The 13,961-nt window shown below is 63.0% G+C and carries 16 protein-coding genes; 10 read left to right on the top strand and 6 right to left on the bottom strand.

The window, feature by feature from the left end; genetic code table 11:
• The first annotated feature begins 20 nt into the window (after nucleotides 1–20).
• The 5 genes from OZ411_RS02045 (at nucleotide 21) to OZ411_RS02025 (ending at nucleotide 3,619) form a co-directional block, all read left to right on the top strand.
• Entirely contained in the window at nucleotides 21–866 is an 846-nt protein-coding gene (locus OZ411_RS02045) for a phosphatase PAP2 family protein (RefSeq protein ID WP_282526599.1), read from the top strand.
• A gap of 81 nt (nucleotides 867–947) precedes the next feature.
• Nucleotides 948–1,736, top strand: coding sequence for a glycosyltransferase family 2 protein (locus OZ411_RS02040; protein WP_130580347.1), 789 nt, complete (start codon nucleotides 948–950; stop codon nucleotides 1,734–1,736).
• Complete coding sequence (locus tag OZ411_RS02035; RefSeq protein WP_282526580.1) at nucleotides 1,729–2,043, top strand: lipid-A-disaccharide synthase N-terminal domain-containing protein; 315 nt, start codon at nucleotides 1,729–1,731, stop codon at nucleotides 2,041–2,043. Before OZ411_RS02040 ends, OZ411_RS02035 begins: the two co-directional genes overlap by 8 nt.
• Nucleotides 2,044–2,403: 360 nt before the next feature.
• Nucleotides 2,404–2,940: a tetratricopeptide repeat protein gene (locus tag OZ411_RS02030; protein WP_282526579.1), complete on the top strand. Its 537-nt coding sequence runs from the start codon at nucleotides 2,404–2,406 to the stop codon at nucleotides 2,938–2,940.
• A 139-nt stretch (nucleotides 2,941–3,079) separates the two neighbouring features.
• Nucleotides 3,080–3,619, top strand: coding sequence for a protein tyrosine phosphatase (locus tag OZ411_RS02025; protein ID WP_282526578.1), 540 nt, complete (start codon nucleotides 3,080–3,082; stop codon nucleotides 3,617–3,619).
• Between the two features lie 88 nt (nucleotides 3,620–3,707).
• On the opposite strand, the gene OZ411_RS02020 is transcribed toward OZ411_RS02025, so the two are convergent.
• A complete protein-coding gene (locus OZ411_RS02020) occupies nucleotides 3,708–5,132 on the bottom strand; it encodes a PLP-dependent aminotransferase family protein (protein ID WP_282526577.1) in 1,425 nt (474 codons plus the stop codon).
• Between the two features lie 89 nt (nucleotides 5,133–5,221).
• Between OZ411_RS02020 and OZ411_RS02015 the strand changes: the two genes are divergently transcribed.
• Both OZ411_RS02015 and OZ411_RS02010 read left to right on the top strand, forming a co-directional pair.
• Nucleotides 5,222–5,638, top strand: coding sequence for a cupin domain-containing protein (locus tag OZ411_RS02015; RefSeq protein ID WP_282526576.1), 417 nt, complete (start codon nucleotides 5,222–5,224; stop codon nucleotides 5,636–5,638).
• 25 nt (nucleotides 5,639–5,663) lie between these two features.
• Nucleotides 5,664–6,119, top strand: a complete 456-nt coding sequence (locus tag OZ411_RS02010) for a carboxymuconolactone decarboxylase family protein (protein WP_282526575.1) — start codon at nucleotides 5,664–5,666, stop codon at nucleotides 6,117–6,119.
• A gap of 198 nt (nucleotides 6,120–6,317) precedes the next feature.
• Here OZ411_RS02010 and OZ411_RS02005 read toward each other — a convergent pair whose 3' ends face one another.
• On the bottom strand, nucleotides 6,318–6,884 hold the full coding sequence (locus tag OZ411_RS02005; protein ID WP_282526574.1) for a hypothetical protein: 567 nt from the start codon (nucleotides 6,882–6,884) through the stop codon (nucleotides 6,318–6,320).
• A 574-nt stretch (nucleotides 6,885–7,458) separates the two neighbouring features.
• On the opposite strand from OZ411_RS02005, the gene OZ411_RS02000 reads away from it, so the two are divergent.
• The 3 genes from OZ411_RS02000 to OZ411_RS01990 all read left to right on the top strand — a co-directional run bounded on the left by OZ411_RS02000 (nucleotide 7,459) and on the right by OZ411_RS01990 (nucleotide 9,512).
• On the top strand, nucleotides 7,459–7,866 hold the full coding sequence (locus OZ411_RS02000) for a hypothetical protein (RefSeq protein WP_282526573.1): 408 nt from the start codon (nucleotides 7,459–7,461) through the stop codon (nucleotides 7,864–7,866).
• 420 nt (nucleotides 7,867–8,286) lie between these two features.
• Nucleotides 8,287–8,532: a PilZ domain-containing protein gene (locus OZ411_RS01995; protein ID WP_028166833.1), complete on the top strand. Its 246-nt coding sequence runs from the start codon at nucleotides 8,287–8,289 to the stop codon at nucleotides 8,530–8,532.
• A 152-nt stretch (nucleotides 8,533–8,684) separates the two neighbouring features.
• Nucleotides 8,685–9,512 carry a tetratricopeptide repeat protein gene (locus OZ411_RS01990; RefSeq protein ID WP_282526572.1) on the top strand — a complete coding sequence of 276 codons (828 nt, stop codon included), beginning with the start codon at nucleotides 8,685–8,687 and terminating at the stop codon, nucleotides 9,510–9,512.
• A 2-nt stretch (nucleotides 9,513–9,514) separates the two neighbouring features.
• Here OZ411_RS01990 and OZ411_RS01985 read toward each other — a convergent pair whose 3' ends face one another.
• The 4 genes from OZ411_RS01985 to cpaB are packed head-to-tail and all read right to left on the bottom strand — an operon-like array spanning nucleotide 9,515 to nucleotide 13,815.
• A complete protein-coding gene (locus OZ411_RS01985) occupies nucleotides 9,515–10,804 on the bottom strand; it encodes an AAA family ATPase (RefSeq protein WP_282526571.1) in 1,290 nt (429 codons plus the stop codon).
• Nucleotides 10,801–11,535, bottom strand: coding sequence for a CpaD family pilus assembly protein (locus OZ411_RS01980; RefSeq protein ID WP_282526570.1), 735 nt, complete (start codon nucleotides 11,533–11,535; stop codon nucleotides 10,801–10,803). Before OZ411_RS01980 ends, OZ411_RS01985 begins: the two co-directional genes overlap by 4 nt.
• A 16-nt stretch (nucleotides 11,536–11,551) precedes the next feature.
• Complete coding sequence (locus tag OZ411_RS01975) at nucleotides 11,552–13,003, bottom strand: type II and III secretion system protein family protein (RefSeq protein WP_282526569.1); 1,452 nt, start codon at nucleotides 13,001–13,003, stop codon at nucleotides 11,552–11,554.
• A gap of 14 nt (nucleotides 13,004–13,017) precedes the next feature.
• A complete protein-coding gene (gene cpaB, locus OZ411_RS01970) occupies nucleotides 13,018–13,815 on the bottom strand; it encodes a Flp pilus assembly protein CpaB (protein WP_282526568.1) in 798 nt (265 codons plus the stop codon).
• Nucleotides 13,816–13,961: the final 146 nt, after the last annotated feature.

Genomic DNA, 13,961 nt, shown 5'->3' with positions numbered 1-13,961 from the left:
TTCAACCTGATGGGATCATGATGTCCGCGCCGGTCGTCCGCCACGAATCCGCAAGCTATCCGGCGCGCTTGGCCACGCTGACGGGGCGGTCGCTTGCCCAGCTTGTGCGTGCGCCGTCGCATTCGCGTCGGGCCGAGGCCGGCCGGCGCGCGGCGCGGCACGGGCTGTCGCTGATCGCGATCATCGGCGCCGCCATCATTGTGCTGATGCTTGCGTTCGATGTGCCCGAGATCAAGCTGATGCCGCCGCGCGGCACTGCAAGCCTGTGGTGGGTCCGCATCCTCACCGATTTCGGCAAGGATGCCTATGTGCTGTGGACCGTGGCCGGACTGTTGATCCTGGTTGCGATCATTGCGCCGGCGTTGCACGGCATTCGGCGATCCCTGCTGCTTGGAATGGGAACGCGGTTGCAGTTCCTGTTCTTCGCGGTCTTGTTCCCGGTGCTGGTCGGCGACCTCCTGAAATGGATCGTCGGGCGCGGCCGGCCGTTTGTCGGCGGCGAGCCCAACGCCTTCAACTTCTCGCATTTCGCCGGCAGCGAGGCCTATGCCAGCTTTCCCTCCGGGCATGCGACCACCGCCTTTGCGCTGGCCTTTGCGATCTCGGCACTGTGGCCGCGGGCGCGGTTCGTGATGCTGATTTATGCGCTGGTGATCTGCGCCACCCGCCTGGTATTGCTGGCACATCACCCGAGCGACGTGGTCGGCGGCGCGCTGGTCGGCGTGATCTGCGCCATGGCGGTGCGCTACTGGTTTGCGGCCCGGCGGCTCGGGTTTGCGATCCAGCGCGACGGCACGATCTACCCCCTTGCCGGTCCCTCGCTGGACCGCCTCAAAAGGGTTGCCGGGGGCGCTTCCGCCCCATAAAAGCGGCGCCGTCCCGCCGTATCAGGCGGTTCCGGCCGTAAGGCCGTCCAGAGAGCCAAAAATCCAGCCAAGAGTGCCGAATTGCCTCCTTCCGACCAGACCGCGGTGGCCGTCTCCATCGTTGTGCCCGTGCGCAACGAGGCCGAGAACATCGCGCCGCTGATTGCGGAGATCGCCGCCGCGCTCGGCCGCCGCTGGGTCTACGAGATCATCTATGTCGATGACGGTTCGACCGATGCGACCGCATCGCGGATCGGCGCGGCCATGAAGGAGCGCTCCAACCTGCGCCAGCTCCGGCACACGGTCTCTTCGGGGCAATCGGCGGCGGTGCGCAGCGGCGTCCGTGCCGCGCGCGGCGCGATCGTCGCGACGCTCGATGGCGACGGCCAGAATGATCCTTCTTTCCTGCCGGATCTGATTGCCGCGGTCGAGAGCGGCAGCGGCCGCATCGGGCTTGCCGCCGGCCAGAGGGTAGGGCGCAAGGACACCGGCTTCAAGAAAGTGCAATCACGCATCGCCAATGCCGTGCGCGGTGCGATCCTGCGCGACGGCACGCGCGACACCGGCTGTGGACTGAAGGCATTCCCGCGTGAGGTGTTCCTGATGATGCCCTATTTCGACGGGCTGCATCGCTTCCTGCCGGCGCTGGTCCGCCGCGAGGGTTTTGAGATCGCCTATGTCGACGTGGTCGACCGTCCCCGCCATTCTGGCGTCTCGAATTACGGCTTCTTCGACCGGCTCTGGATAGGGATCATGGATCTCGCCGGCGTCTGGTGGCTGATCCGCCGTAAGAGGCCGACGCCCGTGGTCACGGAAGTGACCGAGGTCACCGAAGTGACCGAAGCGACCAAGGTGACGCCCAATGAATGACTTGCTGAACTACCTGCACGACGTCTTCGTCGTGAAATTCGACGCCTGGGTCGTGCTCGGCTTCATCGCGCAGGGCTTGTTCACGATGCGCTTCGTCGTGCAGTGGATCGCGTCCGAACGTGCGCGCAAGAGCGTGATCCCGGTGGCGTTCTGGTTCTTCTCGGTCGGCGGCGGCGCGCTGCTTCTGGTCTACGCGCTCTACCGCCGCGACCCCGTCTTCATCGCTGGTCAGGCGCTGGGCTTGCTGGTCTATTTCCGCAATCTCTATTTCATCATGCTGAACCGTCCCTCGGTGACGTCGGAGTAATGGTCTCCTCGGTCCACGGAGCCTGGCCGACGGCTGACAGAGCCTGGCTAGGCCGTGTACTCAAGGACGCGATGGGGCACGCTTGTGTCCACGGCAGTAGCGTCACATTACAGAGATAACGAAGCGCAAGCTTTGAAATCCTTTAGGTCGGTTATGAAATCAAGAGCGCTTCTACGCGCAGCTACCCTATGGCTTATCGTCGGATTTGTCGGAGCGGTCGGATTTTCCGGTATAGCCGCCGCTGGCAATTTGGTGACTTCTCCCGAAGCATCCCGAAAAAACTTGGACTCGACAGCCACCTCGGCTTGTATGGCGCCGCCTCCTTCCGGTCCAACCTATGAGGCCTGGCACAAAAGCGCGATGATCTACAATAGCGGGGTCGAATCTCATAAGCAGAAGGATAACGATCGAGCCGCCGCCCAGTTCGATACTGCAATCAAGCTCTATCCGAACAATGCCTTGGCTCACGTGGGAAGGGGCGAAATATACAGAGCCGAGCGAAAGTATGATCGTGCTATCGATGAATTTAGCCGAGCGATCAAAGTCGCACCAAGCTGCTTCGTAGCCTTTAACAGTCGTTGTTACTCTCGCGCAATCAGAGACGATTTACAAACCGCGCTAACCGATTGCAATGAGGCGCTGCGACTGAACCCGGGGAACGCCGGGATGTTGGACAGTCGTGGATTCGTTTATCTCAAGATGGGCGATCTCGATAAGGCAATTGCGGATTACGACGCCGCGTTGCAGATCGACCCGAATTTAGCGTACGCCCTGTTTGGACGCGGAAAGGCGAGGCTGCTGAAGGGGGACGAACCGCGCGGCTCTTTCGACATAACGGTGGCGAAACGTATCAAGCCGGAAATTGCCGACGAGATGTCGCGTTACGGCGTAAAATAACGAGAAATTTCAAGAGCCAGCCCCAATGTGGCGCGCCAATCATCTGCGTGACGTCGGTCGCGAGCGAAAAAACGTATCTGCCGCCAGGAACTCAAAGACCAGCTCTCGATTTGTTTTTCACACTTGATGGAGCCTTGGCATGGCAGACGGCCGCTACAATGTGCTCTTTCTCTCGAATCGGAACTCGGCGCGTAGCATTTTCGCCGAAGCGGTGTTGAACCGCATTGGGCGCGAACGCTTCACTGGCTTTAGCGCCGGGTTGCGCCCGGCCAGCCAGCTCGACGAACTGGCAATCGACGTTCTGAGGGTCGCGGAATACCGCCCTGAGGGATTGCATCCGAAGCATTGGAAAGAGTTCGCGAAGGCCGACGCTCCGCCTTTGGATTTTGTGTTCACGCTGTGCGATATCGAGGCCGGAGAGCCGCTGCCGCATTGGCCGGGCCGTCCGGTAACCGGCGACTGGCGTTATCCCGACCCTGCGAGGTACTCCGACCAGCGCGAACGGCGTACGGCCCTCGCCGCCACGCTTGGTGGTCTTGAACGACAGATACTGGCCTTCATGCAACTCCCTTTCCGGTCACTCGATGAAATCAGCCTGCGCGAGCGACTGAAAGAGCTTGGCCAGGGTATCAGCTTCGATGATCATGCGTCGGGCCCAAATATGGCTCGGAAGGCGTAGCTCGGTGCGGGACACCATTCTCGCCGTTCGCAGCTCTTCGTCGTGCCCGAGGATGGCAACCATCTTTCGCTATCGGCGGAAACGCGATTCAGGACCGGCATGAGCCGAAGCGCTCGATGATCCCGCAAAGACGGTCGCAGGATCTCGCCAGATGCTTGTTTGGTACCGTCGCGATGCCCAGAAGAAGCCCCGATCGTCCGGAAGCCGGCCGCGCGTACCAGGTCGACAAAGGCGCTGGTGCCATTCCAAACGCAAGCGTTTCCCTGGCGATGGATGTGTCTGGCGCGCCGTCGGGCAATCGCAGCAGCACAGCCAATCCCGCTGTTGCGATGCTGGCAGCTTCGACGTGCGGCCGCAGGCACTCCAGCAAGGCGTCGCGCTGAGCGGAGTAGGCTCGCTTGGTGCGCCGAAGATGGCGCAGGTAGTGGCCTTCGCGCATGAACTCGGCGGTCGCGAGCTGCACGGACGGCCCGGGCGGCGGCGCAAGGCACGCGGCGACCTCCGCGAAGCGGGACAACAGCGAAACGGGCGCGACGAGAAAGCCGAGCCGCAACGTGGGACTGATGGTCTTGCTGAAGGAGCCGATGTGGATGACGCGCCCAGCGCGATCAAGTGAGGCGAGCGCCGGCGCGGCTCTCCCCCTGAGCTGCAGTTCGCTCAGATAGTCGTCTTCGACCACCCATACGCTTGCCTGAGCGGCCCAATCGAGCAGGCGCAATCGGCGTTCCAGCGATAGAGTAACCCCGAGCGGCGCCTGCTGCCCGGGGGTCACGACAACCAGCTTGGCGTCCGGGGCGTGGCGCAGCCCATGGTCGACATCGATGCCGCTGTCGTCGACCGGTATTGGTACAAGCGATAATCTTGCGAGCTCGAGGCCTCGACGGGTGAACGGGAAGCCGGGGTCCTCGGTCCAGGCTTTCTGTCCCTCGAGGCCAAGCACGCGGAGCGCCAATCCCAGGCCGCCGCTATATCCCCCGGTGATGATGACCTGCGAGGCCGAACATTCGATGCCACGGGCAATGGCAAGATAGGCGGCGATTTCCCGCCGTAGTTCAAGTTCGCCGCGAGGGTCCGGGTAAATAGGTGCTGCGCGCGCCTCAGTGCGAATGGCATGGGCGCGGATTCGCGCGAGCAGCGTGGCCGGAAATGTTTCCTTTGCCGGTACCCCCATCTGAAAGATGGCCGGTCCCTGGGTCATCTCCCGATACATCTCCATGAACGAGCCCGGATCGGGTGGCTGTTCGGAGCGGATGGCTGCGCGAGGCCGCTCCGCGACATGGGTTCCGGTGGCCCGCGATGCGACGATGAGCTGCGCTGCGGACAGCTTTTCGTAAGCCGCGCGCACGGTGCCGCGGGCGACGCCAAGCTGCGCCGCAAGGTCCTGCCAGGACGGCAGGCGCGCGCCGGGTGCGAGCACGCCACTCTCGATCGCCGCGCCGATACCCTTTCGGATCTGCTCAGCCAGCGACGCCTTCGCAGAGCGGTCGAGCTCCAATTTGAGCGGCCTAGTCACGTGCCCTGTAGTACACGATTTCTGTGCGTTCTTGGTGCTTTTTTCCGACCCAAGAGGAGGACATCTAATCGAGGAGAAGGAGAAGAGCCATGAAGATACGAACTGTCATCGGCGCAGCATACGCCGCCATTGCCATTGCATCTGCTTCGCCCACTTCGGCCCAAGATATCGGCGGCAAGGTCACGACGAACTTCGAGCAGACGATACCCAACATTCCCGGCAAGTCGCTGATCGCCGTGGTCGTCGACTATCCGCCGGGCGGAGCCTCGGCTCCACATACCCACGCAAAATCGTCGTTCATCTATGCCTACGTCATTTCCGGAAGCGTCGAGTCGAAGGTGAACGATGGGACGACACGGGTCTACAAGGCAGGCGAGAGTTGGTCCGAACCACCCGGCGCCAGCCACCCCATCAGCCGCAATGCCAGCAAGACCGAGCCGGCCAAGCTGCTCGCGGTCTTCGTCGTCGATACCGACGACAAGGCACTGACCACACCCGTCAAATAAGACCTGAAGATCAAGGAGAATAACAATGACCAAGCGTCTCGATTACAACCAAGTCGCGCCGAACGGCGTAAAAGCCCTTGGCGGCGTCTATGGCTATATCATGCAAAGCGGTGTTCCCGCCGAGCTGGTTGATCTGGTTTACCTACGGGTTTCGCAGATCAACAACTGTGCCTATTGCCTCGACATGCACACCCGCGACCTCATCAAGAGGGGTGTGAAGATCGAGAAGCTCGCGCTGGTGCAGGCCTGGGCGGAAGCTGGCCATCTCTTCAGCAAGCGTGAGCGTGCCGCGCTTGCCTGGGCCGAAACGGTGACACGTGTGTCGGAGACCGGCATACCGGATCAAGCGTTCCAGGCGGCGCGCGCTGTCTTTGAGGAAAAGGAACTGGTCGATCTCACGATCGCGATCGGCCTGATGAATGCCTACAACCGGTTGGCCATCGGCTTCCGGAACACGCCACAGGCAGTACTCGAAAGCTAACAGGTCGCGCGCGAGCGTCGGAGCGTAATCTGTTTCAAGTGTAGCCACGTACGTCGCGGTCCGACTCGGCTCAGCGCCAGCATCGGACATTTATGCCTTCTGCGGAGGAGTACCGGCAGAAAAGGAGCCCTGCTGTTGGGCAAGGCTCTCGTTCAGTGATTGACACCCGGTGGTCGACACCGGGCATCGAGGTACGTGTTATTTGATTTCCCACGACGTGTTGTGCGGGATGTCCATCGCAAAATAGTCACCCGGGCCGGCCAGCGCAGGCATAGAGATGCAAGCAAATGGTTCGCTCCCGGTGATCCCCTTATACTTCCCGGTACCGCCGGTGATGATATGAGTGCCGCAATCCAACTTCGGCTGGGACTTGTCGAGATCGCGCGTATCGAAGGTCGAGAAAATCTTGTCACCGTCGCTGTCGGCCAGCACGCAGGCGCCGTCAATGTACTTCTTGTCGCCGGACGCGACGTTCAGCGCCACGCAACGTGCTGACATCTTGTCCAGCATCTTCTCTCCCTTCATATTTTGCGTGGTCCCGACTGCCTCCAGCGTAGTGGCTTTACCGAGCTCAGCGGTGTCAATTGTCATCAATGGCCGAAAAATAAAATGCGTGAGGTAGGGGGTGGTCCCCTTCTTTTCAATCGGGTCTCCCGCGACAGCCATGGGAGCAAAGGACATGAGCACCGCAGCAAGGGCCGTGGTCTTTGCGAGTCTCATCGCTGCGGCGGATGTGGCGAGTATGTTCAGGTTAATGAACTTCATCGGTTCCTCCTTCAAATCAAGCGGCGGTTTCAGGACTCTGCCGTGAACTGCCGCAAAGTTGGAGACGGACCTGCATATGCCTTTCGTTGCAAACGTCGAATTGCGCGCCGGCGCTGAACGCCGACGCGATCATCGTCTAATGATGCTTCGCCTCAGATCGACGAAGTATGTGGGGGATTGCGGCTCCGATCATCGGCGCATGACCTCGACACAAGGCATAACTCACGATCCGAGCGATCGGGACGGTACCATGGGGCGTGGCGGACGTCAGCCGTTCATATTCGCAAAGAGCAGCACGTATTGTCAGTTGTCCTGACGTTATTGCACCATGCGGAATCTGACGCTCTCATCGGATGAAATTACGTCGGACATGGTGCGTCAGGTCACGTAGAATGTAGTTGCCCTCCAAGCGGGACGTCCGAAATCACCGTCCGGGGCGAACGAGGAGCACTGGTGCTATCGGCAGGCACTCTCTCTTGAGAGACCGATCTTTTTTCGGTTTCGCACCACCATTCACCACGAACTTGCGCGCCGCTTTTGCGGCGGCTCGTTGCGCAACGTCGGGAGAAAAGCGATGAGCAAGATCGATCGAAGGTCCGCGCTGGCAATCGGGTTGGCGGCGGCTTCGGCGGCTATGATGAAGCGAGCCGCCGCTCAAACCACGAGCTACAAGGACACCACGCCGTGGCCAGGTGTCGTGGTCCGTGCCTACGATGGTGAGACACCATCCATCATTCCCGGCTTTAAGACCGTCTCAATGCGCGATGTCATTATGCAGCCGGGATCGAAGACGATGGGCCCCCCGATGATGAATGCCATGATCTGTCATATCCCGGAGGGGGAGCTTCGGATTGAGCAGGAAGGAAAGACCTTTACGGCCAAGAAAAACTTTGTCTGGACCTGCAACAAGGACACAAAAGAGCAGGCGTACAACGATGGGAATGTGGTCGCGATTATGCGGATCACGGACCTCAAGGCTTAAGGCTCGCTTGTTCGCCACAGGCTGTTGTCGTGCGCTCCGCCGCAACCGCTTGTTCGCGCCAAAACACCTGCCTGTGGTTATGGGTGCTTTCGCAGGGACGACGCCGGTGCGATGCGCTCTTGTCCAACCCGGCCTACCGCGGCGTCGGTTGTGCGACAGTCCCCGGCGGCGTTCGCCGGCTGAGACGGTCCCGGCATCGGTGACGGAGCAGATGTGCGAATGGAGGCAGGAATTCACCCGCGCCTCGGCCCCCGTTTGCCTGAGATTGCGTCATTTCGGGGAAAAGGCCCGCAGAGCCGGTAAATGGAGTTTGAAGACGACGCTTCAACTGCGAGCAGTCCTGCTAGCCAGATTCCAACGATTTCTCGCTACAGCAGATGCAGAAGCGGGCTAATCAATGAGTAGGGGCCGGGGGTCGACATGTTCGTCAATCGACGTAAGAGCGAGCGTCGTCTGTGCAGGAGTCTGGCCAAGATCCAGTTCGGCACCGGCACTCTGCCGCGGGACTGCATGATCACGGACATCTCCGATGGCGGCGTCAAGGTGATCGCCGAATATGCGGAAATTCCCTCTGAATTCACCATCATCCTGTCGAACGGCAGCCCGCGCCAATGCCGTCTCGCCTGGCGGATCGGCTGCGAGTTCGGCGCTCAGTTCGTCGATTAGGCGCAACGCGCGCGCCACGGCCAATGAGATTCTCCGGCGGCGAGGTGCGCGGCAGGATCGATCGATATCTGCCGCGGAGGGATCTCTCTTAACCCGGATTTAGGGTTAAGCTGCGAAGCATTCTGGGCAATCGCCGACCGTGGTCAGGGTACATGTCCCAGAAGTTGCTTCACCGATCTTCCGCCGCAAGGCTTTTCGTCGGCGCGGCAGCATCGGCGGCCCTGGTGCTGGCGCTTAGCGGCTGCCAGACATCCAGCCCTTCCGACATCACGGGATCGCTCGGTGACACGGTCGAGGCCAGCCGGCCAACCGCTGACCCGCGGCGCGACCTTGAGACCTACCAAGAGCGCTTCAAGGCCAATCCGAAGGATGCCGCAGCAGCGTTGCAATACGCCAAGGCGCTTCGCGCCACCGGGCAGCGCGCGCAGGCGGTCGCCATCCTCGAGCAGGCCTCGATGACCCAGCCGAACAACAAGGCGCTGCTCGCCGGCTATGGGCGGGCGCTCGCCGACAACGGTAATTTCCAGCAGGCCTTCGACGTGCTCGGCCGCGCCCACAGCCCGGATGATCCGGATTGGCGGATCCTGTCCGCGCAGGGGGCGGCGCTCGATCAGCTCGGACGCCACGACGAGGCGCGGCAATACTATGCGAGCGCGCTCAAGATCGCACCCGACGAGCCGTCGGTGCTGTCCAATCTCGGGCTGTCCTACGTGCTGTCGAAGGAATTGCCGCAGGCCGAGGAGACGCTGCGCAAAGCCCGCAGCCGCGCGCCGAACGATCAGCGGATCAAGGCCAATTTGGCCCTCGCCGTCGGCCTGCAGGGTCGCCTCAGTGAGGCGGAGAGCATCGTGAAGGCGGATGTGCCGCCGGAGGAAGCCGCCGCCAATGTCGCCGCATTGAAGCGTGTGCTGGCTCGCAAGGAAGGGCCGCGGGGCGGCGGTGAGAAGATGCCGGTGGCGGCGGCTGGCGGCTCCGATTGACGCTAGGCCGACGAGGCTTTCGATCGGGCGCCGACCGCGCGCAATTTCTTGATGATCGGCGACAACAGCGAATTGCGCTGAGCCCTTGTGTCGGCGCGCCCGGTCATCCGCTGCGCGATCTGCAGGAACGTCTTGGTGATGCGATGATTGCTGGCGATCTCCGCGATCATCTGGCCGTTATTGGCGGCGGTGCCGAACAGCTTCGAATCGAAGGGGATGGCGGCGATCGGCTGGCTGTCGATGGTCTTGGCGAAGGCGCGCACCTCGATCTCCGGCCGCTTGGTCATGCCGACCTGGTTGAGGCAGTACAGCGGGGGACGGTCGTTGGGCCGCGCCGCCTTCAGCGTGTTCATCATGTTCTTGGTGTTGCGCATGTTGGCCAGATCGGGCTCGGCGACGATCAGGATGTCGTCGGCGCCGATCAGGGCGCGGCGCGTCCAGGCGGTCCATTGGTGGGGCACGTCGAGCACGATGCAGGGCGTCGTCATGCGCAGCGTGTCGAAGATGGCGTCGAAGGCGTCGGCGCCGAAATCATAGACCTGCTCCAGCGTCACCGGCGCCGCCAGCAGGCTGAGATGGTCGGTGCATTTCGCAAGCAGGCGCTCCATCAGCGCGCTGTCCGGGCGCTCCGCCTGGAACACCGCATTGGCGATGCCCTGGACCGGGTCCTGATTGTAATCGAGGCTGGCTGTGCCGAACGCGAGGTCGAGATCGATCACGACCGAATCAAGCCCGACGTCGCGCGCGATCGCCCAGGCGATGTTATGCGCGACCGTGGACGCGCCGACGCCGCCCTTGGCGCCGCAGACCGCGATCATCCTGCCGACAGTGATTGCCTCGGACGCCGAGAACAGGCCGCAGATCGAGCGCACCACGTCGAGCACCTCGACCGGGCCGACCACATAGTCGTTGACGCCGCGGCGCACCAGTTCGCGATAGGGCGCCTTGTCGTCGGCCCTGCCGATCACGACAACGCGGGTGCCGGCGTCACAGACGGTTGCGAGCTCGTCGAGGCCGGCGAGGAAGTCGCTGCCGCTCTCGGTCTCGAGCAAGATCACGTTCGGGGTGGGGGCCGTATGATAGGCGTCGATCGCTCCGGCGATGCCGCCCATATGCACCGAGAGATGCGTCTTGGCGAGGCGGCGGTCCTCGCTCGCGGCCTTCACGGTTGTCGCGGTCGCCACTGTCGCGCAGAACGCCTGCACCGACACGCGCGGGGCAGCGGCGATATAGTCGTCCGCATGCGGCGCGGCGTCGGTCTCGTGGTCTGGATGTTTGGCGCGGCTGATCATTTGCCTGTATTGCTGAGCTTGGCGTTGTCGGCTTCGGGATAGGTGGTGGTGGTCGAAACACCCTTTCGGTACTTCTCGAACGCCACGTCACGCCGCGGCGAGTAGGCCGGCGTCTCGGCGCGGGGCTGTTCGAGGTCGGCGGGATTGTCGATCATCGCCGCCAGGTTGCGCTGGCTCGCGCAACCCAGATTGTAGTAGGGCTTGTTCTGGTTGTAGCCGTAATTGTCGATCGAAGGGCCGAGATCCTCCGGCCACAACCCGCAGGGACCAGCGACCGCGGTGATCTTCGGATAGCTCAGGCGGATCGTCGCCAGCGTGCGCGGATCGTCGGGATGGTAATTGCGCAGCGTGATGGAGCGCGCGGGCACGCCCCCGGCCGCGAGCAGCGAGCGGATTTCCTGATAGGTCGCGCCGGCCGCCCGCGCATTCGGCGTGTCGACCGGCACCTCGGCGATGATCGCGCCGGTGCCTTCGCGGGTCCACGTTCGCGCCAGTCCCATCACATCGGCGCGCTGCGGAGCGGTCAGGCCGGCCCGGCCGTGCCCGACAAAGATGACCATCGAGCGATCGGCTTCGGTGACGGCAATCGGATGCCGCAGACGGTAGTCGTTGGGAACGGTCGCGGTCGTGAGGTCATCGCCACCACTGCGGCAGGCAGCAAGCGCGACCGACAGGCCGACGAGGGCGCCCAGCCGGTACAATATGCGATGGTGATCTGCTCTGCCCGTCATCGTCGCGCCCCCAAGCTCAGTCAATGATGAAGCCGAAATTGGCGGGATAGGCTCCGACCGGCTCGGCGCGCGCCGCCACACCGTAGATGCGGTTGATGCGGGCGAGCAGCGTCGATTGCGAATCGGCCGCCGGCGCGAACCCGTCATCGGGCCGCGACAATTCCTTCTGGGCGACCGCACGCACGACATAGGGCGTCACCAGCACCATCAGCTCGGTCTCGTTGTTGACGAAGTCCTGGCTCCTGAACAGCGCGCCAAGGATGGGCAACTGGTCGACGCCGGGCATGCCGTTGATGGCCTGCTTGGTCTTCTGCTGGATCAGGCCGGCCATCGCCATCGAGCCGCCGGAGGGGATTTCCAGCGTGGTCTCGGCGCGGCGGGTGGTGATCGAAGGAACGGTCAGCGACGTGCCGCCCTGGTTCAGCGTGATGGCATTGTCGGTGGAGAGCTCGGACACTTCCGTCATGACGCGCAGGCTGATGCGCCCCTCGGTCAGCACCACCGGGGTGAAGTTGAGGGAGATGCCGAACTTCTTGAACTGGATCTGGGTCGTGCAGACATGCGTGACCGGATCGCAGGAATAGCCGGCGGGGATCGGAAATTCGCCGCCGGCGATGAAGGTCGCCGATTCCCCGGAGATTGCGGTCAGGTTGGGCTCGGCCAGCGTCCGCGCCACGCCCGCGCTTTCCATCGCGCGCAAGGTGGCGGTGACGGTCGGGAGGCCCTTGGCGACCGCGGCGACAGTGCCGCCATTGTCTGGCACCAGCGGGCGGCCAAAGGCCGTAAACGGGTTGGAGTTGTTGAAGTTCACGATCGCCGTGCCGTAGTTCATGTTGGCCGAAAGATCGACGCCCATCTGCTTGACGATGTCGCGCCGCACTTCGGAAACATTGACCTTCAGCATCACCTGGTCGCGGCCGCGCACTATGATGGAGTTGACGACTTTGTCGGCGCCGCCGACCAGCCGCGCCGCGAGGTCGCCGGCCTGCTGGGCCTCGATCGGAGACGACACCGAACCGGTCAGGATCACGCCGTCGCCGACGCCTTCGATCTGGATGCCCGGCAGCGTCTGCTTCAGCGCGGCGCGCACGCCGTTGAGGTCGCGCTTCACCGCGATGTCATAGGCGGCGACCTGCTGGCCGTCGGCATCGAAGAACACGACGTTGGTCTGCCCGACCGCCGCGCCGATGATGTAGGCACGCTGCGCGGAACGAACGACGGCGTTGGCGATCTTGGGGTCGGCGACCAGGACGTCCTTCACGTCGCGCGGCAGGTCGACGATCACGGATTTGCCGACGCCGAGCGCCAGGAATCGGGTCTTGGCCGGCGAACTGGCAACCGGTTGCGCGCCTTGGGTCTCGGAATCGGCGGCAATGACCGGCGAGAACGCCAGTGCGGCCGCGGCCGAAAGCAAGAGGATGCGGACCAGCGAAGACCGCATCGCAAATCTGGTTCGACCGCATTTCATGGCAGGCGTCCTTCTCACTTCTGTGTCGTTGTCGAGCTCGGGACGCCGTAGCGAACCACGTTGATGCTCTGGCCCCGCTTCGGGGGCTGGTCTTGGGAGGCGCTGTCGGCGACGTTGACGTCCGCGATGCTGCGCAGCGCGAGCGACAGGACGCCGGATTGGCGCGACCGCGCCAGCGTCTCGGTCTGCTCGGGCTTGAGTTCAAGCGTGACGGTCTTCCCGAGCAGGGAATTGGCACCGTCCTTTTCCTTCGGCGCCTGGTCGATGGCGAGCACGCGGATATTGCTCAGGATGATCTCCGAACGGACGAGATCCGCGCTGTGCTGGTCCGGGTTCTTCTCGCGCCTGCTGAGGATGACGTCGACGCGGTCGTTCGGCAGGATGAAGCCGCCTGCAGCGGTCTCTGCCGAGATTTCCGTCGAGACCGCGCGGCTGCCTGGGGGCAGGATCGCCGCCATGAAGCCCGATCCGTCCGCCTTGACGAGCTTCTGCTCCCGGATCGGCTCGCCGGCGATGAGCGGCGCGCGCGCGATCGAGCCGATCACGTCCTTGAGGGCATCTGGCCGGTCCTTGCGGCGGATGAAATTGCTGCTCGCGGTCGCGGCCGGCCAAGCCTGCCATTGCAGGTTCTCCTGCTTGACCGATTGGCCGAGGCCGATATCGGACTGCGCCACCAGAACTTCGACGGTCGGCAGTTGCTGCGCGACCGGCTCGGCCGGACCGGGCTTGGCCTCAGGCTGGCCGGCCAAATAGGCGGCGACGCCGCCAGCACCAAGCGCGATGGCCAGGACGACGATTTGTGCGGTCTTCATACGCTTGACTGCTTACGCTTACCCCAGACCGCCGACGCCGCAGGGCGATGGCAGCCCAACCCGGGCGCATGACTAAGGCAGCAAAGGTGTAAGGGAACTTGATGAGCGGGCTGATTTGCCTGACGAGGATTTGGAGTTCTTCGTCA

Origin of the sequence: Bradyrhizobium sp. Arg237L, from assembly GCF_029990105.1 — a bacterium.
GTDB lineage: Bacteria > Pseudomonadota > Alphaproteobacteria > Rhizobiales > Xanthobacteraceae > Bradyrhizobium.
This window is presented reverse-complemented; position numbering and strand designations above follow the sequence as displayed.

Excerpts from the sequence above, each read along its gene's own strand:
- OZ411_RS02035 (WP_282526580.1), top strand. The coding sequence starts at position 1,729 with ATGAATGACTTGCTGAACTACCTGCACGACGTCTTCGTCGTGAAATTC.
- OZ411_RS02000 (WP_282526573.1), top strand. The coding sequence starts at position 7,459 with ATGAGCAAGATCGATCGAAGGTCCGCGCTGGCAATCGGGTTGGCGGCG.
- OZ411_RS01975 (WP_282526569.1), bottom strand. The coding sequence starts at position 13,003 with ATGAAATGCGGTCGAACCAGATTTGCGATGCGGTCTTCGCTGGTCCGC.
- OZ411_RS02005 (WP_282526574.1), bottom strand. The coding sequence starts at position 6,884 with ATGAAGTTCATTAACCTGAACATACTCGCCACATCCGCCGCAGCGATG.
- OZ411_RS02025 (WP_282526578.1), top strand. The coding sequence starts at position 3,080 with ATGGCAGACGGCCGCTACAATGTGCTCTTTCTCTCGAATCGGAACTCG.
- OZ411_RS01980 (WP_282526570.1), bottom strand. The coding sequence starts at position 11,535 with ATGACGGGCAGAGCAGATCACCATCGCATATTGTACCGGCTGGGCGCC.
- cpaB (WP_282526568.1), bottom strand. The coding sequence starts at position 13,815 with ATGAAGACCGCACAAATCGTCGTCCTGGCCATCGCGCTTGGTGCTGGC.
- OZ411_RS01985 (WP_282526571.1), bottom strand. The coding sequence starts at position 10,804 with ATGATCAGCCGCGCCAAACATCCAGACCACGAGACCGACGCCGCGCCG.
- OZ411_RS01990 (WP_282526572.1), top strand. The coding sequence starts at position 8,685 with ATGTCCCAGAAGTTGCTTCACCGATCTTCCGCCGCAAGGCTTTTCGTC.
- OZ411_RS02015 (WP_282526576.1), top strand. The coding sequence starts at position 5,222 with ATGAAGATACGAACTGTCATCGGCGCAGCATACGCCGCCATTGCCATT.
- OZ411_RS02045 (WP_282526599.1), top strand. The coding sequence starts at position 21 with ATGTCCGCGCCGGTCGTCCGCCACGAATCCGCAAGCTATCCGGCGCGC.
- OZ411_RS02030 (WP_282526579.1), top strand. The coding sequence starts at position 2,404 with ATGATCTACAATAGCGGGGTCGAATCTCATAAGCAGAAGGATAACGAT.
- OZ411_RS02010 (WP_282526575.1), top strand. The coding sequence starts at position 5,664 with ATGACCAAGCGTCTCGATTACAACCAAGTCGCGCCGAACGGCGTAAAA.
- OZ411_RS01995 (WP_028166833.1), top strand. The coding sequence starts at position 8,287 with ATGTTCGTCAATCGACGTAAGAGCGAGCGTCGTCTGTGCAGGAGTCTG.